20 protein-coding genes and 4 tRNA genes are annotated in these 19551 nt (G+C 65.3%); 10 read left to right on the plus strand and 14 right to left on the minus strand.

Annotated features, from left to right (window positions below; translation table 11 throughout):
* Nucleotides 1-6 precede the first annotated feature (6 nt).
* Nucleotides 7-1056 (minus strand): DNA polymerase IV, encoded by a 1050-nt coding sequence (gene dinB / locus PSPA7_RS21815; RefSeq protein ID WP_003156435.1) that lies wholly within the window; start codon nt 1054-1056, stop codon nt 7-9.
* 146 nt (nt 1057-1202) lie between these two features.
* Here dinB and PSPA7_RS21820 point away from each other — a divergent pair.
* Both PSPA7_RS21820 and PSPA7_RS21825 read left to right on the plus strand, forming a co-directional pair.
* Nucleotides 1203-1279: transfer RNA gene (locus tag PSPA7_RS21820), tRNA-Met, on the plus strand.
* Between the two features lie 179 nt (nt 1280-1458).
* Nucleotides 1459-1773, plus strand: coding sequence for a hypothetical protein (locus PSPA7_RS21825; protein WP_003156434.1), 315 nt, complete (start codon nt 1459-1461; stop codon nt 1771-1773).
* 16 nt (nt 1774-1789) lie between these two features.
* Here the strand turns inward: PSPA7_RS21825 and PSPA7_RS21830 are convergent, their stop codons facing one another.
* Entirely contained in the window at nt 1790-2149 is a 360-nt protein-coding gene (locus tag PSPA7_RS21830; RefSeq protein ID WP_012076920.1) for a PA0921 family PhoP regulated protein, read from the minus strand.
* Between the two features lie 247 nt (nt 2150-2396).
* Between PSPA7_RS21830 and mprF the strand changes: the two genes are divergently transcribed.
* The 3 genes from mprF (at nt 2397) to PSPA7_RS21845 (ending at nt 7035) form a co-directional block, all read left to right on the plus strand.
* Nucleotides 2397-5042, plus strand: a complete 2646-nt coding sequence (mprF, locus tag PSPA7_RS21835; RefSeq protein ID WP_012076921.1) for a bifunctional lysylphosphatidylglycerol flippase/synthetase MprF — start codon at nt 2397-2399, stop codon at nt 5040-5042.
* A 1-nt stretch (nt 5043) separates the two neighbouring features.
* Entirely contained in the window at nt 5044-6327 is a 1284-nt protein-coding gene (locus PSPA7_RS21840) for a virulence factor family protein (protein ID WP_012076922.1), read from the plus strand.
* A 159-nt stretch (nt 6328-6486) separates the two neighbouring features.
* The gene (locus tag PSPA7_RS21845) at nt 6487-7035 is read left to right on the plus strand and encodes a cytochrome b (protein ID WP_003155855.1); all 549 of its coding nucleotides are present in this window, start codon (nt 6487-6489) and stop codon (nt 7033-7035) included.
* A 61-nt stretch (nt 7036-7096) separates the two neighbouring features.
* Here PSPA7_RS21845 and PSPA7_RS21850 read toward each other — a convergent pair whose 3' ends face one another.
* Nucleotides 7097-9001 carry a potassium transporter Kup gene (locus tag PSPA7_RS21850; protein WP_012076923.1) on the minus strand — a complete coding sequence of 635 codons (1905 nt, stop codon included), beginning with the start codon at nt 8999-9001 and terminating at the stop codon, nt 7097-7099.
* 247 nt (nt 9002-9248) lie between these two features.
* Between PSPA7_RS21850 and rimO the strand changes: the two genes are divergently transcribed.
* The 3 genes from rimO (at nt 9249) to PSPA7_RS21865 (ending at nt 11482) form a co-directional block, all read left to right on the plus strand.
* On the plus strand, nt 9249-10571 hold the full coding sequence (gene rimO / locus PSPA7_RS21855) for a 30S ribosomal protein S12 methylthiotransferase RimO (RefSeq protein ID WP_012076925.1): 1323 nt from the start codon (nt 9249-9251) through the stop codon (nt 10569-10571).
* Between the two features lie 64 nt (nt 10572-10635).
* Nucleotides 10636-11097, plus strand: coding sequence for a YehS family protein (locus tag PSPA7_RS21860; RefSeq protein WP_012076926.1), 462 nt, complete (start codon nt 10636-10638; stop codon nt 11095-11097).
* Complete coding sequence (locus PSPA7_RS21865; RefSeq protein ID WP_012076927.1) at nt 11090-11482, plus strand: hypothetical protein; 393 nt, start codon at nt 11090-11092, stop codon at nt 11480-11482. Before PSPA7_RS21860 ends, PSPA7_RS21865 begins: the two co-directional genes overlap by 8 nt.
* Before the next feature lie 45 nt (nt 11483-11527).
* On the opposite strand, the gene mgtE is transcribed toward PSPA7_RS21865, so the two are convergent.
* Nucleotides 11528-12976: a magnesium transporter gene (mgtE, locus tag PSPA7_RS21870; RefSeq protein WP_003085996.1), complete on the minus strand. Its 1449-nt coding sequence runs from the start codon at nt 12974-12976 to the stop codon at nt 11528-11530.
* A 326-nt stretch (nt 12977-13302) separates the two neighbouring features.
* Here mgtE and PSPA7_RS21875 point away from each other — a divergent pair, with 326 nt between their 5' ends.
* The gene (locus PSPA7_RS21875) at nt 13303-13842 is read left to right on the plus strand and encodes a DUF4124 domain-containing protein (RefSeq protein ID WP_012076928.1); all 540 of its coding nucleotides are present in this window, start codon (nt 13303-13305) and stop codon (nt 13840-13842) included.
* Here PSPA7_RS21875 and PSPA7_RS21880 read toward each other — a convergent pair.
* From PSPA7_RS21880 to PSPA7_RS21900, 5 genes are all read right to left on the minus strand, one after another.
* Nucleotides 13755-14348, minus strand: coding sequence for a hypothetical protein (locus PSPA7_RS21880; protein ID WP_171941846.1), 594 nt, complete (start codon nt 14346-14348; stop codon nt 13755-13757). The two genes, PSPA7_RS21875 and PSPA7_RS21880, sit on opposite strands and share 88 nt — an antisense overlap.
* Nucleotides 14349-14400: 52 nt before the next feature.
* A complete protein-coding gene (locus PSPA7_RS21885) occupies nt 14401-14880 on the minus strand; it encodes a phage neck terminator protein (protein ID WP_012076930.1) in 480 nt (159 codons plus the stop codon).
* 91 nt (nt 14881-14971) lie between these two features.
* Nucleotides 14972-15247, minus strand: coding sequence for a phage holin family protein (locus PSPA7_RS21890; protein WP_012076931.1), 276 nt, complete (start codon nt 15245-15247; stop codon nt 14972-14974).
* Complete coding sequence (locus PSPA7_RS21895; RefSeq protein WP_003153528.1) at nt 15240-15614, minus strand: phage holin family protein; 375 nt, start codon at nt 15612-15614, stop codon at nt 15240-15242. The genes PSPA7_RS21890 and PSPA7_RS21895 overlap by 8 nt, the downstream gene beginning before the upstream one ends.
* A 164-nt stretch (nt 15615-15778) precedes the next feature.
* Complete coding sequence (locus tag PSPA7_RS21900) at nt 15779-16309, minus strand: MerR family transcriptional regulator (RefSeq protein ID WP_012076932.1); 531 nt, start codon at nt 16307-16309, stop codon at nt 15779-15781.
* A 171-nt stretch (nt 16310-16480) separates the two neighbouring features.
* Here PSPA7_RS21900 and alpR point away from each other — a divergent pair, with 171 nt between their 5' ends.
* Complete coding sequence (alpR, locus tag PSPA7_RS21905; protein ID WP_012076933.1) at nt 16481-17194, plus strand: transcriptional regulator AlpR; 714 nt, start codon at nt 16481-16483, stop codon at nt 17192-17194.
* A 97-nt stretch (nt 17195-17291) separates the two neighbouring features.
* Here alpR and PSPA7_RS21910 read toward each other — a convergent pair.
* The 5 genes from PSPA7_RS21910 to PSPA7_RS21930 form a co-directional block, all read right to left on the minus strand.
* Nucleotides 17292-17368, minus strand: a tRNA-Arg gene (locus tag PSPA7_RS21910).
* Nucleotides 17369-17477: 109 nt separating this feature from the next.
* A tRNA-Arg gene (locus PSPA7_RS21915) sits at nt 17478-17554 on the minus strand.
* 117 nt (nt 17555-17671) lie between these two features.
* Nucleotides 17672-17762, minus strand: a tRNA-Ser gene (locus tag PSPA7_RS21920).
* 61 nt (nt 17763-17823) lie between these two features.
* On the minus strand, nt 17824-18009 hold the full coding sequence (gene csrA, locus PSPA7_RS21925) for a carbon storage regulator CsrA (protein WP_003085981.1): 186 nt from the start codon (nt 18007-18009) through the stop codon (nt 17824-17826).
* Between the two features lie 184 nt (nt 18010-18193).
* The gene (locus PSPA7_RS21930) at nt 18194-19432 is read right to left on the minus strand and encodes an aspartate kinase (protein WP_003153523.1); all 1239 of its coding nucleotides are present in this window, start codon (nt 19430-19432) and stop codon (nt 18194-18196) included.
* Nucleotides 19433-19551 lie beyond the last annotated feature (119 nt).

The following is a 19551-nucleotide window of genomic DNA, read 5'->3' on the forward strand; positions in this document are numbered from 1 at the left end:
GCCGGCTCAGAACAGCCTGAGCTGTTCGTGGGCGCCCTGCAGGTCGAGCAGGCGCACGCCGACGCCGATCAGCCGCACCGGACGGCTGCCGCGGGCGAAGGCCTGGCCGAGCATCTGCCGGTAGCTGTCCAGGTCGCGCCCGGCGCCAGCCTGCTCCAGTGTGGTCTGGGTGAAATCATGGAACTTCAGCTTGACGAACGGCTTGTCCGGCCGATAGCTGCCGTCCAGGCGCAGCAGGCGCCCGTCCAGTTCCTCGAGAAGCGCCGGCAACTCTTCCAGGCAGGCCGCCAGGTCCGGCAGGTCGCGGTCGAAGGTGCATTCGACGCTGACCGACTGGCGCCGGCTGTCGACCTCCACCGGGCGCTCGTCGACGCCATGGGCCAGGCTCCACAGGCGCTCGCCGAAGCTGCCGAACTCGCGCACCAGGCTCAGCTTGCTGCCCTGGCGCAGGTCGGCACAGGTGCGGATACCCATCCGCGCCAGGCGCTCCGCGGTGACCTTGCCGACGCCATGCAGCTTGGCCACCGGCAGTTCGGCGACGAAACCGTCGACCTGCTCCGGAGTGATCACGAACAGGCCGTCCGGCTTGCGCCAGTCGCTGGCGATCTTGGCGAGGAACTTGTTCGGCGCGACGCCCGCCGAAACGGTGATCCGCAGCTCTTCGGCGACCCGCCGACGGATATCCTGGGCGATCCGCGTAGCACTGCCGGCGAAATGCGGCGAGGCGCTGACGTCCAGGTAGGCTTCGTCCAGCGACAGCGGCTCGATCAGTTCGGTGTAGTCGCGGAAGATCGCGTGTATCTGCTTCGACACCGCCCGGTAGACATCGAAGCGCGGGCGCACCACGAGCAGGTCGGGACACAGCTTGAGCGCCGTGCGCATGGCCATCGCCGAACGCACGCCATAGGCCCGCGCCTCGTAGCTGCAGGTGGCGACCACCCCGCGCTTGTCCGGCGAACCGCCCACCGCCAGCGCCTTGCCGCGCAGGCTCGGATCGTCGCGCATCTCGAGGGCGGCGTAGAAGCAATCGCAGTCTATATGGATGATCTTGCGCACCGGAATCTCGCTACAAGCCCCGCCGGGCCTGCCCCGGAGCAGGCAATTCTAGCATCGGGCAAGCGCTAAGCATTTGAAGAAAAAACACTTTTTTCAAAAAAACGATTGACAGCCCGGTGATAGTCCGTAGAATGCGCCCACACAGACGCGGGATGGAGCAGTCTGGTAGCTCGTCGGGCTCATAACCCGAAGGTCGTTGGTTCAAATCCAGCTCCCGCAACCACATTCGAAAAGCCCCGGCACTAGCGATAGCGCCGGGGCTTTTTGCATTTGCGCCGCATGTCTTCATTCCGTCGCCTCGCCTGCCGTTCGCTCGCATCATCGCACATTTAACTGTATATTCGTACAGTCAAGGCCCGCCCTCGATGAAGGCTCGGCAACGGATACGAAAAGGACTGATAGATGCTGAACGTCGAACAACTGAAGCGCAGCGTGAACCGGATGGGACTCGACGACATCCGCCAGGCGCTGGACGAACTGCAGATGGACGGCCTGGTCACCGACGGCAAGACACCGTTCAACCGTGTGCACTTCAATACCTGTTTCGCCGAGATCGAGGCGCTGTTCCAGCGCGTCGGCTTCCACCGGCCGCTCGACGTGGTCGGCTACCAGGGCGAGATCTACGCGCTCTACGACCCTTCGCGCTGGGAGGCCGTGGAAGTGCTGCGTTGGCTGAAGGAATACCGCGAGGAATCGCGCCATCTGACCCCGGCGTGACGGCTCCGCGCCTGCGTCAGCGCAGTTCGTACACCAGGCGCGCGCAGGCCATGCCCACCGCCAGCATCACCAGCGGGCCGAACGCGCGCATGGACACCCGGGCCAGGCTCCAGGACTCGCTTGCGGTGAACAGGCCTGCCGGATTCAACGCATAGACCAGCAAGGCCCCGAAGAACAGGCCGACGCCAAGCAGCCCCAGCCGGCGCGGCAATCCCCCGCGACGCAACAGGGTCACCAGAAGCGCGCCGTACAGCAGGCAATCGAGCCGCGCCACCGAATCCTTGACCTGCAACGCCTGTTCCCAATCCCCCAGCCACCATCCAGCGGCCACGCCCAGCACGACGCCGAAGCCGACCTGGAAGCCCGCCTGGATCATCGTCACCCTTCCCCCCTAGGAAATGGTCGGACCATGCAAGCCGCCACTATGCCCACGGCAAGCTGAACCATGGCTGAACGAATGATCGCCGATGGCCTTCGGCCACGTGGCCGACGCAACTCACGGAATCCGCCGCGGTCTTTTCCCTCTGACAGGGCGCCGCCGGCGCGGAAAAAAACTGCCGCGCCCACTTGGGAAGACGCCCGAGAGGCCATACTCTGTCGCGCAAATTCCCATGAGGTGGCTAATGCGCCCCGACGCTCCCGTTTCCGAACATTCCGCTGCGCCCAGCTCTCCCGCGTCGCCGCAACGCATTCGGCTGATCGACCGGATTACCGCCTATCGCCAGCCCATTGGCCTGGCCTTTACCTTGCTGCTGTTCGGCCTCGCGCTGGTGGCCTGCTACCACCTGCTGCGCGAGATCGATCCCGGCGCCCTGCATGACGCCATCGCCGACGTGCCCAAGCCGGCCCTGCTCGGCGCCCTGGGCGCCACCGCCATCGGCTTCGTCATCCTGCTCGGCTACGAGTGGTCGGCCAGCCGCTTCGCCGGCGTCGCACTGCCGGTGCGCAGTCTGGCCACCGGCGGCTTCAGCGCCTTCGCCATCGGCAACGCGGCGGGCCTGTCGCTACTCTCCGGCGGCTCGGTGCGCTATCGCCTCTATGCGCGGCATGGCATCAGCGCCGCCGAGATCGCCCGGATGACGGTGTTCGCCAGCCTCTCCCTGGGCTGTGCCCTGCCCATGCTGGCGGCGTTCGCCGCACTCTGCGACCTCGACGACGCGGCCCTGGCGCTGCACCTGCCGCGCACCGCGGTCGCACTCATCGCTATCGCCGCGCTGCTGGCGGCGGCCGGCCTGGTGGCGTTCCTGGCCCGGCACCGCCTCCCGGACGAACGACCGACTCCCGACAGCCTGCTGATTCGCCTGGGCCGCCGCAGCGTGCGCCTGCCCAACCTGCGCCTGTCGCTGCTGCAACTGTTGATCACCGCCCTGGACGTCGCGGCCGCTGCCACCGTCCTTTACCTGTTGCTGCCGGAAACCCCGCCGTTCGCCGCCTTCCTGCTGGTCTACCTGCTGGCCCTGGCCGCCGGGGTGCTCAGCCATGTTCCCGGTGGCGTGGGCGTGTTCGAAGCCGTGCTGCTCGCCGCATTCGCCGGCCAGCTCGGCGCCGCGCCACTGGCCGCCGCCCTGCTGCTGTACCGCCTGATCTACGTGGTCCTGCCGCTGCTGCTGGCCTGCCTGTTGTTGCTGTTCCTCGAAGCACGGCGGTTGTGGGTGACGCGCCAGGCGATCCGCGTCGCCTCCGGGTTCGCCGCACCGATCCTGGCGATCCTGGTCTTCCTTTCCGGCGTGGTGCTGCTGTTTTCCGGCGCCACGCCGGCAATCGACACGCGCCTGGAACACCTCGGCTTCCTCATCCCGCACCGCCTGATCGACGCCTCGCACCTGGTCGCCAGCCTGATCGGCGTGCTCTGCCTGCTGCTCGCCCAGGGCCTGCGCCGGCGCCTGTCGGCCGCCTGGGCGCTGACCCTGGTGCTGCTGCTGGTGGGCGCACTGCTCTCCCTGCTGAAGGGCTTCGACTGGGAAGAGGCCAGCCTGCTGAGCCTCACCGCCGCGCTGCTGGCGCTGTTCCGCCGCTCGTTCTACCGTCCCAGCCGGCTGCTGGAGGTGCCCTTCTCGCCGCTCTATGTCGGCGCCAGCATCTGCGTGATCGGCGCCTCGGTCTGGTTGCTGCTGTTCGCCAACCAGGACGTGCACTACAGCAACCAGCTCTGGTGGCAGTTCGCCCTGGACGCCGACGCACCGCGCGCCCTGCGCGCCGCCCTGGGCAGTTGCCTGTTGCTGCTGGCCCTGGCCCTCGGCTGGCTGCTGCGCGCGGCGCCGCCGGCGATCCGCGAGCCGGATGCGCAGGAGCTGCAACGCGCGGCGCGGATCATCCGCCAGTCCGACCAGCCGGACGGAGGCCTGGCCCTGAGCGGTGACAAGGCACTGCTGTTCCATGAGGGCGACGATGCCTTCCTCATGTACGCCCGTCGCGGTCGCAGCATGATCGCGCTGTACGACCCGATCGGCCCGGCCCTGCAACGCGCCGAACTGATCTGGCAGTTCCGCGACCTCTGCGATCTGCACCACGCCCGCCCGGTGTTCTACCAGGTACGCGCGGAGAACCTGCCGTTCTACATGGACATCGGCCTCACCGCCCTCAAACTCGGCGAAGAAGCGCGGGTCGACCTGCTGCGCTTCGACCTGGAGAACAAGGGCAAGGAAATGAAGGACCTGCGCTACACCTGGAACCGCGGCCAACGCGACGGCCTGGCCCTGGAGTTCCACGAGCCGGGGCAGGCGCCGCTGGACGAGCTGAAGGCGATATCGGACGCCTGGCTGGGCGGCAAGCAGGTTCGCGAGAAAGGCTTTTCCCTGGGCCGCTTCACCCCGGAGTACCTGAACTTCTTCCGCATCGCCATCGTTCGCCACCAGGGCAAGCCGGTGGCCTTCGCCAACCTGCTGGAAACCGACAGCCACGAACTGGCGAGCCTCGACCTGATGCGCGTGCACCCGGAGGCGCCGAAGCTGACCATGGAGTTCCTCATGCTCGGCCTTATCCTCCACTACAAGGCCCAGGGCCACGCGCGCTTCAGCCTCGGTATGGTGCCACTGGCCGGGCTCCAGCCACGGCGCGGCGCGCCGCTGACCCAGCGCCTGGGCGCGCTGGTCTTTCGCCGTGGCGAACAGTTCTACAATTTCCAGGGGCTGCGCCGCTTCAAGGACAAGTTCCAGCCCGACTGGGAGCCCCGCTACCTGGCCGTACCAGCCGGGCTCGACCCGCTGGTGGCCCTCGCCGATACCGCTGCGCTGATCGCCGGCGGCCTGACTGGATTGGTGAAACGCTGATATGTCTGTCGTGAAACGTCACTGGCGCCGTTTGCTGGTCGCCGCCCTGGTACTCGTCATCGGTGCCGCCCTGCTGCTCTGGAGCCGCCCGGCGGCCCAGGCGAAACTGGAAACCCTGGACCTCGCCGACGGCGGCCGCGCCACCCTCGCCGAACCCGGCGAGCGGCCGCGCTCGCGGGTAGTGGTGATCGCCGCCGCGGAACAGCAACTGAGCGACGCCCAATTGCTCAACCTGGCCCACGACAGCGCCGCCCGGGTGATCCAGTACTTCCCGCCGGAACGGGACGATTGCCGCGCGCAGCAGGCCCGTCTCGATGCGGTGCTCGCCCGTCTCGGCGGCAAGCCGAGCCTGGTCGCCGGCATCGGCCCGGGCTCGACCACCGCCTGGCGCTGGCTCGCCGGCCAGGACGACGACAAGGCCAAGGCTCTCTCGGTCGGCTTCGACCTCGCCCTGAGCGAACGCGACTGCGACGCCCCGCTGCCGCGCCAGGCGGCGCACGGCCAGTGGCTGCTGGCCTGGAACGACAATCCGGATGACGACACCGCGGTCTTCGTCCGCAAGCAGTCGAGCGCGGAAACCAGCATCAGCGACTACGACACCCCGCTGACCGACGTCCTCGCCCACCAGTTGCGCCTGCAACTGCAAGGCAACGCCGAGGCCCTGCCGGTGCTCGAAGTGCCGGCCGCGAAGCCATCGGACATCGTCACCCTCTTCTATTCCGGCGACGGCGGCTGGCGCGACCTGGACAAGGAATCCGCCGAGCACATGGCGAGCATGGGCTACCCGGTGGTCGGCATCGATACCCTGCGTTACTACTGGCAGCACAAGAGCCCGGAACAGAGCGCCGCGGATCTTTCCAAGCTGATGCAGCACTATCGCGAGAAATGGGGGGCGAAACGCTTCGTCCTGGCCGGCTACTCGTTCGGCGCCGACATCCTGCCGGCGATCTACAACCGTCTCCCGGACAAGGACCAGAAACAGGTGAAAGCCATGCTGCTGCTCGCCCTGGCCCGTACCGGCAGCTTCGAGATCGAAGTGGAAGGCTGGCTGGGCAAGGCCGGCGAGGAAGCCGCCACCGGGCCGGAAATGGCCAGGCTGCCGGCGGGCAAGGTGTTCTGCATCTACGGTGCGGAAGAGAAGGACGAAAGCGGCTGCACCCAGCCCCAGGCGGTCGGCGCCAAACTCGAGCTGCCGGGCGGCCACCACTTCGACGAAGACTACCTGTCCCTGGCGAAGAAGATGCTCCAGGCCATCCGCGAGCGCGAGAACGCTCCCGACGCCTGATCACGATCAACTTCCCCGTCGTTCCCGCTCTTCGCCCCGGCCGGCGCCAGCTAGACTGAGCCTGCCGGGGGCGTTCAGGCTGGCTTCGGCGAAGCCGCCGAGAATACCGGCCGACCCGCCGCAGAGCGGGCTTCCAAGAGCAGAAGAGAAGGAACCGTGATGAGCTGGAAAAACACCGAATCCCGTTATGGGAGCCTGACCATCGTCCTGCACTGGCTGACCCTGCTGCTGATCGTCGGGGTCTACGCCTGCATCGAGCTGAAGGGCAACTTCCCCAAGGGCAGCGACACTCGCGAACTGCTCAAGCAATGGCACTTCATGCTCGGCCTGAGCGTTTTCCTGCTGGTCTGGCTGCGCCTGCTGGTGCGCCTGCTCAGCCCCAACCCGCGCATAGAGCCCGCCCTGCCCGCCTGGCAAGCGGCGGTGGCCAGGCTGGTGCACTACGCCCTCTACCTGATGATGATCGGCCTGCCCTTCGCCGGCTGGCTGATCCTCAGCGCCGCCGGCAAGCCGATCCCGTTCTTCGGCCTGGAGCTACCGCCGCTGGTGGCGAAGAATCCCGACCTCGCCGGGCAGATCAAGGAATGGCACGAAACCATCGGCAACGCCGGCTACTTCCTGATCGGCCTGCATGCCGCCGCGGGGCTTTTCCATCACTTCGTCAGCCGCGACAACACCCTGCTGCGGATGCTGCCGCAACGTCGCTGAAGCAGACGCGGAACGCAGAAAAGGCGCAGTCCTCCGACCGCGCCTTTTTCCATGGATGCGATCAGATCTCGACCTGGGTCCCCAGTTCGATCACCCGGTTCAGCGGCAGGTTGAAATAGCGCAGGTTGCCGTTGGCGTTCTTCAGCAGGAAGGCGAACAACCCTTCGCGCCAGCGCGCCATGCCGATGCGCCTGGACGGAATGACCGTCTCCCGGCTGAGGAAGTAGGTGGTGCGCATCGGGCTGAAATCCAGCTCGTTGAGATGGCACAGGCGCAAGGCCCCCGGGATGTCCGGCTCCTCCATGAAACCGAAGTGCAGGATCACCCGGAAGAACCCGTCTCCATAGGCTTCGACCTCGAAGCGCCGGTCCGGCGCAACCCGCGGGCTGTCTTCGTTGACCACGGTAAGCAGCACCACCTGCTCGTGCAGCACCTGGTTGTGCAGCAGGTTGTGCAGCAGCGCATGGGGCACCGCGTCGGTGCGCGCCGTGAGGAATATCGCGGTGCCCTGGACCCGGTGCGGCGGCTGCACGCGCATGCTGGAAATAAATACCGGGAGCGGCAGCGAACCTTCGTCCAGACGCTCGACCAGCAGTTGCCGGCCGCGCTTCCAGGTCGACATGAGGATGAAGATGACGATGCCCGCGATGACCGGGAAGGCCCCGCCCTGGACCACCTTGGGTACGTTGGCGGCGAAGAACAGGCTGTCCACCGCGAGCATCACGCAGAAGAACGGAACGCCCAGCCACAGCGGCCACTTCCACAGGCGCCAGATCACCACGCCCATCAGCAGGGTGGTGATCAGCATGGTACCGGTGACCGCCACCCCGTAGGCCGCCGCCAGCGACGCCGACGACTCGAAGCCGAGCACCAGCAGCACCACGCCGACCATCAGCGCCCAGTTCACTCCGCCGATGTAGATCTGCCCCTGCTCGTGGCTGGAGGTGTGCTGGATGCTCATCCGCGGCACGTAGCCAAGCTGGATGGCCTGGCGGGTCAGGGAGAAGGCACCGGAAATCACCGCCTGGGAGGCGATTACCGTGGCCAGGGTCGACAGCGCCACCATCGGCAGCAGCGCCCAGCCCGGCGCCAGCAGGTAGAAGGGATTGCGCGCCGCCTCGGCGTTGGACAGGATGGTCGCGCCCTGGCCGAAATAGTTCAGCACCAGCGCCGGCAGCACCAACAGGAACCAGGCACGGGCGATCGGCTTGCGACCGAAGTGGCCCATGTCGGCATACAGCGCCTCGGCGCCGGTCAGCGCCAGTACGGTGGCGCCGAGGATGGCGACACCGATGCCGGGATGCGAGCCGAAGAAACGCACGGCCCATACAGGGTTCATCGCCTGCAGCACTTCCGGCTGCTGGATCACCCCGTAGACGCCCAGCGCCGCCAGGGCGCCGAACCAGAGCACCATGACCGGGCCGAACAGGATGCCGATCCGCGCGGTGCCGTGCTTCTGGATCAGGAACAGGCCGATCAGCACGATAAGCGCCAGCGGTACCGTCCAGTGCTCCAGGCCGTCGAAGGCGATCTCCAGCCCTTCTACCGCCGACAGAACCGAGATCGCCGGGGTGATCATGCTGTCGCCGTAGAACAGCGCCGCGCCGATCAGGCCGGCAACCACCACGAAGGTCTGCAGCCTGCCGAACGGCGCCGCCGCCCGGCGCGCCAGGGCCGACAGCGCCATCACCCCGCCCTCGCCCTGGTTGTCGGCACGCAGGACGAAGATCACGTACTTGATGGAGACGACCCAGATCAGCGACCAGAAGATCAGCGACAACACACCGAGCACGCCATCGTGGTTGGCCTGTACGCCATAGCCACCGATGAAGACTTCCTTCAGGGTGTACAGCGGACTGGTGCCGATGTCCCCGTAGCAGACTCCCACCGCTCCAACCATCAGGCCGACGGCGGAACTGGAATGCCCTCCCGACGTTCCCTCGGTACGCGTCGCTGCATCACTCATGAAAGGCTTTCCCTCGGAAAAATTCGGCAAATGCTGCGCCCATGCCGGCCGCGATGCAAGCGCCGACGCCCTGTGTCGCTATCACTATAGAGGGCTGCGCGGCCGCCCACCCCGGGCCCGGGAAGAGATTTTCCAGGGTTGGAAAAGAGCTGCACGGGAGACTGGAAAAGCCGCCGCGCTGCCGCTAGAATTGCGCACTTTTTGATCAGAGGCGCCAGAAAGCGCGCCCGTCCTGCCGAGGTTAGCCATGTCCACCCCCACTCCCAAAGTCGGTTTCGTCAGCCTTGGCTGCCCCAAGGCGCTGGTCGACTCCGAGCGCATCCTCACCCAGCTGCGCATGGAAGGTTATGAGGTCGTCCCGACCTACGAGGACGCCGACGTCGTGGTGGTCAACACCTGCGGTTTCATCGACAGCGCCAAGGCCGAGTCCCTGGAAGTGATCGGCGAAGCCATCGCCGAGAACGGCAAGGTCATCGTCACCGGCTGCATGGGCGTGGAAGAACACGCGATCCGCGACGTGCATCCCAGCGTGCTGGCGGTCACCGGCCCGCAACAATACGAGCAGGTGGTCACCGCGGTGCACGAAGTGGTACCGCCGAAGACCGAGCACAACCCGCTGATCGACCTGGTACCGCCGCAGGGAATCAAGCTGACCCCGCGCCACTACGCCTACCTGAAGATTTCCGAAGGCTGCAACCACAGTTGCAGCTTCTGCATCATCCCGTCGATGCGCGGCAAGCTGGTCAGCCGCCCGGTCGGCGACGTGCTGAGCGAGGCCGAGCGCCTGGTCAAGGCCGGGGTCAAGGAGCTCCTGGTGATTTCCCAGGACACCAGCGCCTATGGCGTCGACCTGAAGTACAAGACCGACTTCTGGAACGGCCAGCCGGTCAAGACCCGCATGAAGGAGCTCTGCGAGGCGCTCGGCGGCATGGGCGTGTGGGTGCGCCTGCACTACGTCTATCCGTACCCGAACGTCGACGACGTGATCCCGCTGATGGCCGCCGGCAAGCTCCTGCCGTATCTCGACATCCCCTTCCAGCACGCCAGCCCGAAGGTGCTCAAGGCCATGAAGCGCCCGGCCTTCGAGGACAAGACCCTGGCCCGGTTCAAGCACTGGCGCGAAATCTGCCCGGAACTGACCATCCGCTCGACCTTCATCGTCGGCTTCCCCGGCGAGACCGAGGAAGACTTCCAGTACCTGCTCGACTGGCTCACCGAAGCCCAGCTCGATCGCGTCGGCTGCTTCCAGTACTCCCCGGTGGAAGGCGCCCCGGCCAACGAACTTGGCCTGGAGCCGGTGCCGGACGAAGTCAAGCAGGACCGCTGGGAGCGCTTCATGGCCCACCAGCAGGCGATCTCCGCGGCTCGCCTGCAACTCAAGGTCGGCAAGGAAATCGAAGTGCTGATCGACGAAGTCGACGAGCAGGGCGCGGTCGGCCGCTCCTGGGCCGACGCTCCGGAAATCGACGGCAACGTGTTCGTCGACAGCGACGCGCTGAAGCCGGGCGACAAGGTCCGCGTGCGCATCACCGATGCCGACGAATACGACCTCTGGGCCGAGCCGGTCTGAGTCGCCCCCTGGAAGAGCCCCGCACCGCGGGGCTTTTTCATTGCCAACCATTGCGGAGAGCCCGATGCTCAACAACGATGTACTGCGCAGCCTGCGCTACCTGCTGGATCTTCCCGACGCGCGCCTGGCCGAACTGGCCGCCCCGTTCGGCGAGCGAGTCGAAGCGGACCTGCTCGAGGCTTACCTGAAGAAGGAAGACGAAGACGGCTTCCAGGCCTGCCCCGACCGTTACCTGGCACGCTGCCTGGACGGTCTGATCCTGCAACGCCGCGGCCGCGACGAATCGCGTCCGCTACCGCCGCTGGAACTGCCGCTGAGCAACAACATGATCCTGAAGAAGCTGCGGGTCGCCTTCGAACTCAAGGAGGAGGACCTCCACGCCATCCTCGCCAGCGTCGATTTCCCGGTCTCCAAACCCGAGCTGAGCGCCCTGTTCCGCAAGCCCGGGCACAGCAACTACCGGACCTGCGGCGACCAGTTGCTGCGCAACTTCCTCAAGGGCCTGACCCTGCGCGTCCGTGGCTGAGCGCGCCGTCCCGCTGCTGGCGGTGCTGCTCTCGGCACCGCCCTGTGCCAACCCGTGGTTCCTGGAGAGCCGCCTGGACCGCGACGGCCTCCGCGTGTCGCTCCAGGACCGCGCCACCCTGCGTACCTGGCGGGTGGAGTTCGTCGAGGTCGAGGGCGTGCGCCAACTGGACGCCGGCGACCTGCTGGAGTTCTGGCCGGCCTGCGCGGCCGCGCAAGGCTGGCTGTACCGGATCGAGCAAGGTGGCTGGCTGGACCAGGAATGCCGGCGCGCCGGCTTCGTCGCCCGCGAGACCAAGGCCATCGAGGAATACTTCATCAACGCCGGCGACCGCTGCCTGAACGTGCTGTCCTGGTCGCCGCCGAAGGTTTCCGCGTCGAACTGAAGACATGAAAAAGCCGCCCGCGGGCGGCTTTTTCATGGCGTCCGGCTACATCAGGAAGATCGTCGCCAGGCCGAGGAAGATGAAGAAGCCGCCGCTGTCGGTCATGGCGGTGATCATCACGCTGGAGCCCATCGCCGGATCGCGGCCGAAGCGATGCAGGGTCATCGGGATGAGTACCCCCATCATCGCCGCCAGCAGCAGGTTGAGGGTCATCGCCGCGGTCATCACCACGCCCAGTTCCCAGTTGCCGTAGAGATAGAAGGCGACCACGCCGATCACCCCTCCCCAGGCCAGGCCGTTGACCAGGGCCACGCCCAGTTCCTTGCGCAGCAGGCGGTTGCGGCTGTTGCTGGTGGGCTGTACCTGGTCGAGAGCGATGGCGCGGACGATCATGGTGATGGTCTGGTTGCCGGAATTGCCACCGATGCCGGCAACGATCGGCATCAGCGCGGCCAGCGCCACCAGTTTCTCGATGGAGCCTTCGAACAGGCCGATCACCCGCGAGGCGACGAAGGCGGTGATCAGGTTGGTGGCCAGCCAGGCCCAGCGGTTGCGCACCGACTTCCAGACCGAGGCGAAGATGTCCTCTTCTTCACGCAGACCGGCCATGTTGAGGACTTCGCTTTCGCTCTCCTCACGGATCAGGTCGACCATCTCGTCGATGGTCAGGCGGCCGATCAACTTGCCGCCCTTGTCCACCACCGGCGCGGAAATCAGGTCGTAGCGCTCGAACGCCTGGGCGGCGTCGTAGCCGTCCTCGTCCGGATGGAAGGTCACCGGGTCGGTGGCCATCACCTCCAGCACCTGCTTGTCCGGGTCGTTGACCAGCAGGCGCTTGATCGGCAGCACGCCCTTGAGCACGCCGTCGTAGTCGACCACGAACAGCTTGTCGGTATGCCCGGGCAGTTCCTTGAGGCGACGCAGGTAGCGCAGCACGACTTCGAGGCTGACATCCTCGCGGATGGTGACCATCTCGAAGTCCATCAGCGCGCCGACCTGGTCCTCCTCGTAGGACAGCGCCGAACGCACCCGCTCGCGCTGCTGCGCGTCGAGGCTTTCCATCAGCTCGTGGACCACGTCACGCGGCAGTTCCGGCGCCAGGTCGGCGAGTTCGTCGGCGTCCAGGTCCTTGGTCGCGGCGATGATCTCGTGGTCGTCCATGTCCGCGATCAGGGTTTCCCGGACCGCGTCGGAAACTTCCAGGAGGATGTCGCCGTCGTCCTCGGACTTGACCAACTGCCAGACCGTCAGGCGGTCGTCCAGCGGCAGCGATTCGAGGATGTGGGCGATGTCGGCGGGATGCAGTTCCTCCAGCTTGCGCTGGAGTTCGACGAGATTCTGCCGGTGGACGAGGTTTTCCACCCGGTCATGGTGCTGGCCTTCCTGACGGTGGGTCAGGTCTTCCACCACCTTGTGGCGATGCAGCAGCTCGACCACCTGCGCTAGGCGGTCCTGCAGGCTTTCCTGCGGCTTCTTGGCTTCTACTTCGGTCATAGCGCGCTCCACCCCCAGTAGCGGAGCACGCCAAAGGGGTCAATCAGAAACGTGATTGGTCAAACGAGAAACTGTTCGAGTGTCTACTGGGTAAGTCCATGGGGGTGTTCCAGGGGCCCTCGCGGGGCGGATACGGATAATGATAACACTCCGCTTGCGTTTTGCGCGTTACAAAATGGCGGCAAGAACAAGCGCTTGCGGCACAAAGTTCATCGTCACTCGACGCCTGACTGCGACGTCGGAAATTTCACTCAGGACACTCGGCCCCGCGGAAAAAGGCAGCGCGTTAGCCTGCACTCACCCTTATCCGACCCGGAGTGCCGGCCATGCGTTCCCTGTACCTCCTTCTCCTCCTCTCGCTGGCGCCCACCTGCGAGGCCGCCGCGGTATTCCGCTGCGAAGACGCCAGCGGCCATGTCAGCTTCACCCAACTCGGTTGCCCCGCCGGGCAGGCCGGCGAAACCGTCGTGGCGGACAATCCGCCGCCGGGAGGCAGGAGCGTCACGCCGATGGCCGAGACGAAGACGAAAAAGGCGTCCATCGGCCGGGAAAGCGTGCCGTTCGCGGTGATCGGAGAAAGAGAAGATCGCTGCGGAAGACGCCTGGACGAGAAGGAACGTCGCAAGGCGATCGTGGAGCAGCGAATAATGGCGGGAATGACCCGCTCCGATGTGGAGCGGGCGCTGGGCAAGCCGGACCGGGTCAGCGGGAACAATGCGGAGGTGCGTTATCAGTACAAGGCCGACAAGCGACGGGGAGCGAGAAGCGTGAGCTTCGATCAGGAGGGATGCGTGAAGGGAAAGGGAGGTACCGGGTGGAGCGAGTCGATCCCGGGAGCTAAGGCCGGGCCGACCTCATACCGATGAAAGCAGGACCGGCATCGCCTTTGGCGTGCCGGGCAGGGTGTCGCCCTGCCTGCATGGAAAAGACGGACGACAGTCTTCAGCAACCTACCGCCTGCCCGCCGCGCACGCCTCTGGCTGGCGGTTATGGTCAGGCTCAATCCTCTTTCTGCGGTTCGCCGGGCAACAACGCGCGTGATGAACAGACCGCGATACAGGTGGAATCCCGTTTGCACGTCCACCGTTTCGGAAGCGCCTTGCAATAAAGTCAAGGCAGCGATGCCCTTGCGCACGCGGCGCTCATTCAACGCGATGCTGTCTCCCTCCATCGGCAGCAAGGAGGGCAACGGCTCGCCAGCGGGTGCATGGTCGACAATGCTGCCGACGATGGTGATGAGTTTGTCGCCGCGCGCGCTGTCGGCAGCCTCTTGCCCCGGCTCGACGACACTTCCGGCAGCCTGCGCGAGGTTTTCGGAAATCACCGCATCCAGGCGAACGATGCCGACGCGATGGCTGATCAACATGACCATGGTTCTCTCCTCTGTGTATGGATGGCGTTGCACGGATGCATCGCAACGCCCCCTAGGAGGCCTGCTGGGGAGCGATGCGCTTGAGATCGACGACCAGCACGTGCTCGTGGCCGATGACCAGGTCGAAACGGGCCTGCTCCAGTGCCTGCCCGTCCTTGACGACGGACAGGTTCTCCAACGGCGTCAGGCGCAGCAGGCTGGCCTTCAATGCCCGCAGGGCGTCGATGGCGGCACTCGACTGCAGCAGGCAACGGGCGTCCTGCAGACGCTGGTGCGCCGCGGGGCCATGCCAGGTCAGGCGAAAGACGCTTTCGCAACTGGCCAGCAGGGACTCCTGCTCGTCGTCGGCGAAAAACTCCCGGCGTACGTTGCCGAGCAGGCTCGAGGTCTCCAGGCGCAGGGCCACATAGGGGACGGCCGGCGGCGCCAGCGGTTGGTCGGCGTCGACGACGCCGCCGGCGGGCAGGTCGAGCAACTGCCGCAGGGTTTCGCGCAGGGCGGCGTGATCCAGGCGCACGGTTGCACTGGACATGGCGAACTCCTTTTTCAGGATGGATGGATGACGGACAGGCACCGACGCGGCGGATACAACCGCCGGCCAGGCCGGAGCGAAGTACGTTCGTTCAATGCAGGCGCAGGACCCGCGCCAGGTTGCCGCGCGCCTGCAGCAGAAGGATCAGCAGCACCAGCAGTACCCCGAGCATCCAGGGCGACAGGTGCTCGGCGCGGTATAGCCCGGCGAGGATGCCCAGCGCCTGGCACCCGGTGCACAGCGCCAGGAGGTAGGCGCACAGGGAAACGCCGGGGCGGAAGCGGGCGCCGGCACGGCGGTAGGTAACCAGGCGCATGCAGATCGCCGAGCAGACCAGCACGGTCAGGGTGGACAATGGATCAACCATCTGACTTCCCCCTACGCCGGCGCAGCAGTGCGCGCATCCAGCTGGGAAGCTCGCCGCCGCGCATCCACTCGAGCATGCCGATGCCGCCGGTCACGCACAGGGTCGCGGCGACGAAGGCGGCCATGCCGCTGGTCTGGGTCAGACCGCGACCGAGCGCCTCGACCCCGGCGTAGTAGCCACCGACCCAGGACACCAGCAGGTAGCCCAGGCGGGTCAGGGTGTTGTAGTCGCGGGCGAACACGACAAAGAAGATGGCGCCGCCGAAACCTCCCAGCAGGGCGTTGCCATCGATACCCGGCAGGTACATGGCCAGGCCGACGCCAGCCATTGCGCTGGCGGCGGAGGCCGCGGAGCTTGGCTCGGACATGGATGACTCCCGGAAATGAAAAGGCCCGCCGAAAAGGGCGGGCCCGGAACGACCGAAGCCCGCACTGGCGGGCTTCGGTCAGAGGAATTTCAATCGTGGAGAATTTATACCTTTATCGTCCCATGTCGTCAATATGGGAAAACCTGTTTTTCAGCAGAAATTTTTTAATGCTCGCAGACGATCCCCACCTGCGCCATCGGCTCCTCGAGGCGCAACAGCGCCTGGCGCAGCAGCGCGGCGACCCGCTCGCGCCATTCCTTGTCCCAGCGATGCAGGGTGCTCTTCGACAGGCCGCTGAGTCGCTCGACCTCGCGGATGCTCGACGGCGGGCGGCGGAACATGCGCATCAGCAAGGCCAGGGCCGCGCGCTGCTCGATGGGGCCGGCAGCGGGCTTCAACCAGTCACGCAAGGCCGCCAGGCCGAGGACGAAATCCCGACCGCAAGCGAACTCGGCACGCACCACCGCCAGTTCCAGTGGATGCGCGGCCAGCTGGCGCTGGGCGAAGCGTACGGTCATCACCGCCTGGGCCTGCCATTCGTGCGGGCTCAGGCCGCTGGGCAGGCGCTCGATGAAACTGCGGTCGAAACGTTCACGCAGGCTGTCGATGACCATCGCCGTCGAGGACCTCGGCCCGGGTTGCTGCTCGAACATCCAGTAAGCCACCGCCAGCGCCTGTTCGGTACTTTGAAACATGGGGTATTCCCTCCTTGGCCGGCCCATCTGGCTGGCCGTTCGCAATCGCCACCCGCAGTGGCCTTTCTTGGGCTGCCGTCCTGCTCGATGGGAACGGGAAAGCGCTGAAAATATGGTAATACCTATATATAGATACTTGCAATGCCACAGGCACACCTTTAGTCTTGCCCCATGGAACTCAAAGATCGCATCAAGGCAGCGCGCAAGCATGCCAATCTCAGCCAGGTCCAGCTTGCCCAGGCGGTAGGCATGACCCAGACCTCCATTTCCGATCTGGAGCGCGGCAAGTCCCGCGCCACCAGCTTCGTCGCGCAGATCGCCGGCGCCTGCGGCGTCAACCCCCTGTGGCTGGCGGAAGGTCGTGGCGAGATGCTCGCCGAGCGCGGCCAGGCGAACGCAGGACCCAATGCCAGTTGGCTTGGCGCAGTAGAATCATGGGACGACGAAACGCCACTGGATGCCGACGAGATCGAACTGCCCTTCTACAAGGAGATCGAGCTGTCCGGCGGCAAGGGCAGCACGGTCATCCTGCAGACCGGCGGGCGCAAGCTGCGCTTCGGCAAATACACCCTGCGCAAGAAGAACATCGATCCGGCCAGCGCCGCCTGCGTCACCGTCAGTGGCAACAGCATGGAACCGGTCCTGCCGGACGGCAGCACGGTGGGCGTCGACACCAGCGCGAGAACGATCAGGGACGGCGACATGTACGCCTTCGACCACGACGGACAACTGCGCGTGAAGCTGCTCTATCGCCTGCCGGGCGGCGGCCTGCGGATCCGCAGTTTCAACAGTGACGAGCACCCGGACGAGCGCTACGAGCCCCAGGAAGCCGCCGAGCACATCAATGTGATCGGCCGGGTGTTCTGGTACTCGGTACTGGTCTGAGCGTCTCTCCGCCCTGCCTGGCGGCGGGGCCCTCCCACGGCGGAAGGAAATCCCGGACAAAGAAAAAGGGCCTGCATTTCTGCAGGCCCTTTCGGTATGGCGCACTCAGGAGGATTCGAACCTCCGACCGCTCGGTTCGTAGCCGAGTACTCTATCCAGCTGAGCTATGAGTGCGTTTCGGTGCTTTTGCCGGCCACCCGCCGGTAACGCTTCTTTTACCGCGAAAGACCGAAACTGTCGATCCTTCATCTCGGAAATCCTGTGTGAGGACTTCTTCGAAAGATGGCGCACTCAGGAGGATTCGAACCTCCGACCGCTCGGTTCGTAGCCGAGTACTCTATCCAGCTGAGCTATGAGTGCGTCGTGGGGGCGCATTATAGATTGTGGATTTTATCCGTCAAGCAATTTTTTCAATCAAATCAGTAACTTAGTTACCAAGATGGCTTTCGCCGCCTGAATCAACCTCTAACACTTGAATGGCGGAGAGGGGGGGATTCGAACCCCCGACACCCTTTTGAGGTGTACTCCCTTAGCAGGGGAGCGCCTTCGGCCACTCGGCCACCTCTCCGCAACACGGGGCGCATGATACCCATCTTTACCCCGTTTGCAAAGGGAAAATTAGAGAAAAATTAATGGTTTGGCTCTTGATCTTTCTCTTTCTGGATGCGCTGGTAGATTTCCTCCCGGTGCACGGCGACTTCCTTCGGCGCGTTGACGCCAATGCGCACCTGGTTCCCTTTGACACCCAGTACCGTCACGGTGACGTCGTCACCCACCATCAGGGTCTCTCCGACCCGACGAGTCAGAATCAGCATTCCTTTCTCCTCACGCGAATATTTCAGGACAACAGTCTGCAAAAAAGAAATGGCGGCGGATCCGCAGAAATCAAGAGCGCGATCCTTCACCCAGTATTGACCAGTCCCGCCGGAATGAAAGTTCCTGCCGAACGGTCAAAAACGACAAAAGGCGCGGGATCGCCGCGCCTTTCGCCTGCCCGCGTCACTCGCCCTGTCGCGCCGGCGCGTCGAGTTCGAACGCCGTGTGCAGGGCACGTACCGCCAGCTCCAGATACTTCTCCTCGATCACCACGGAAACCTTGATTTCCGAGGTGGAGATCATCTGGATGTTGATGCTTTCCTTGGCCAGCGCCTCGAACATGCGGCTGGCCACCCCGGCGTGCGAACGCATGCCGACACCGACGATGGAGACCTTGGCGATATTGGTGTCACCGATGGCTTCGCGCGCGCCGATGTTGGCGGCGGTCTGCTTGAGGATTTCCAGCGCGTTCAGGTAGTCGTTGCGATGCACCGTGAAGGTGAAGTCGGTGGTGTTATCGTGCGCCACGTTCTGCACGATCATGTCGACCTCGACATTGGCGGCGCTGATCGGTCCGAGGATCTTGAAGGCCACGCCGGGGGTATCGGGTACGCCACGGATGGTCAGCTTGGCTTCGTCGCGATTGAAGGCGATGCCGGAGATGATCGGCTGTTCCATGGATTCCTCTTCATCATCGATAGTAATGAGGGTGCCCGGACCCTCCTGGAAGCTGTGCAGCACGCGCAGCGGAACGTTGTACTTGCCGGCGAACTCGACCGCGCGGATCTGCAGCACCTTGGAACCGAGGCTGGCCATTTCCAGCATTTCCTCGAAGGTGATCTTGTCCAGCCGGCGGGCCTGCGGCACCACGCGCGGATCGGTGGTGTAGACACCGTCGACGTCGGTGTAGATCTGGCACTCGTCGGCCTTCAGCGCCGCCGCCAGGGCCACTCCGGTGGTATCGGAACCGCCGCGGCCCAGGGTGGTGATGTTGCCGTTGCCGTCGACGCCCTGGAAACCGGCGACCACCACCACCTTGCCGGCCTTGAGGTCGGCCCGGATGCTGCTGTCGTCGATATGCAGGATGCGCGCCTTGGTATGCGCGCTGTCGGTGAGGATACGAACCTGGTTGCCGGTGTAGGAAACCGCCGGCACGCCGCGCTTGATCAGGGCCATGCTGAGCAGGGCGATGGTCACCTGCTCGCCGGTCGAGACCATGACGTCCAGTTCGCGCGGAACCGGCTGCTCCATGATCTGGTTGGCCAGGCCGATCAGACGGTTGGTCTCGCCGCTCATGGCGGAAACCACCACGACGACGTCGTCTCCCGCTTCGCGGAATTTCTTCACCTTCTCGGCCACCTGCTCGATACGCTCGACGGTGCCGACGGAGGTCCCTCCAAACTTCTGTACGATCAAAGCCATTTCAAACCGCCTGATTCCGTGAAGGGCGCCCTTTTGAACCTGCCACATTCTTTCGCTACCCGGACTGGCGGGGCGCACCGCCGGCCGGGCATCAGGGAGCGCTGGCCACCCTGCCCCGC

This window comes from Pseudomonas paraeruginosa PA7 (assembly GCF_000017205.1).
In the GTDB taxonomy this organism is placed as follows: domain Bacteria; phylum Pseudomonadota; class Gammaproteobacteria; order Pseudomonadales; family Pseudomonadaceae; genus Pseudomonas; species Pseudomonas paraeruginosa.

What these genes read in the sequence shown, in the direction of transcription:
- PSPA7_RS21825 (WP_003156434.1), top strand. Translation starts at nt 1,459, where the DNA reads ATGCTGAACGTCGAACAACTGAAGCGCAGCGTGAACCGGATGGGACTC.
- PSPA7_RS21830 (WP_012076920.1), bottom strand. Translation starts at nt 2,149, where the DNA reads ATGATCCAGGCGGGCTTCCAGGTCGGCTTCGGCGTCGTGCTGGGCGTG.
- mprF (WP_012076921.1), top strand. Translation starts at nt 2,397, where the DNA reads ATGCGCCCCGACGCTCCCGTTTCCGAACATTCCGCTGCGCCCAGCTCT.
- PSPA7_RS21840 (WP_012076922.1), top strand. Translation starts at nt 5,044, where the DNA reads ATGTCTGTCGTGAAACGTCACTGGCGCCGTTTGCTGGTCGCCGCCCTG.
- PSPA7_RS21845 (WP_003155855.1), top strand. Translation starts at nt 6,487, where the DNA reads ATGAGCTGGAAAAACACCGAATCCCGTTATGGGAGCCTGACCATCGTC.
- PSPA7_RS21850 (WP_012076923.1), bottom strand. Translation starts at nt 9,001, where the DNA reads ATGAGTGATGCAGCGACGCGTACCGAGGGAACGTCGGGAGGGCATTCC.
- rimO (WP_012076925.1), top strand. Translation starts at nt 9,249, where the DNA reads ATGTCCACCCCCACTCCCAAAGTCGGTTTCGTCAGCCTTGGCTGCCCC.
- PSPA7_RS21860 (WP_012076926.1), top strand. Translation starts at nt 10,636, where the DNA reads ATGCTCAACAACGATGTACTGCGCAGCCTGCGCTACCTGCTGGATCTT.
- mgtE (WP_003085996.1), bottom strand. Translation starts at nt 12,976, where the DNA reads ATGACCGAAGTAGAAGCCAAGAAGCCGCAGGAAAGCCTGCAGGACCGC.
- PSPA7_RS21875 (WP_012076928.1), top strand. Translation starts at nt 13,303, where the DNA reads ATGCGTTCCCTGTACCTCCTTCTCCTCCTCTCGCTGGCGCCCACCTGC.
- PSPA7_RS21880 (WP_171941846.1), bottom strand. Translation starts at nt 14,348, where the DNA reads ATGGTCATGTTGATCAGCCATCGCGTCGGCATCGTTCGCCTGGATGCG.
- PSPA7_RS21885 (WP_012076930.1), bottom strand. Translation starts at nt 14,880, where the DNA reads ATGTCCAGTGCAACCGTGCGCCTGGATCACGCCGCCCTGCGCGAAACC.
- PSPA7_RS21890 (WP_012076931.1), bottom strand. Translation starts at nt 15,247, where the DNA reads ATGGTTGATCCATTGTCCACCCTGACCGTGCTGGTCTGCTCGGCGATC.
- PSPA7_RS21895 (WP_003153528.1), bottom strand. Translation starts at nt 15,614, where the DNA reads ATGTCCGAGCCAAGCTCCGCGGCCTCCGCCGCCAGCGCAATGGCTGGC.
- PSPA7_RS21900 (WP_012076932.1), bottom strand. Translation starts at nt 16,309, where the DNA reads ATGTTTCAAAGTACCGAACAGGCGCTGGCGGTGGCTTACTGGATGTTC.
- alpR (WP_012076933.1), top strand. Translation starts at nt 16,481, where the DNA reads ATGGAACTCAAAGATCGCATCAAGGCAGCGCGCAAGCATGCCAATCTC.
- csrA (WP_003085981.1), bottom strand. Translation starts at nt 18,009, where the DNA reads ATGCTGATTCTGACTCGTCGGGTCGGAGAGACCCTGATGGTGGGTGAC.
- PSPA7_RS21930 (WP_003153523.1), bottom strand. Translation starts at nt 19,432, where the DNA reads ATGGCTTTGATCGTACAGAAGTTTGGAGGGACCTCCGTCGGCACCGTC.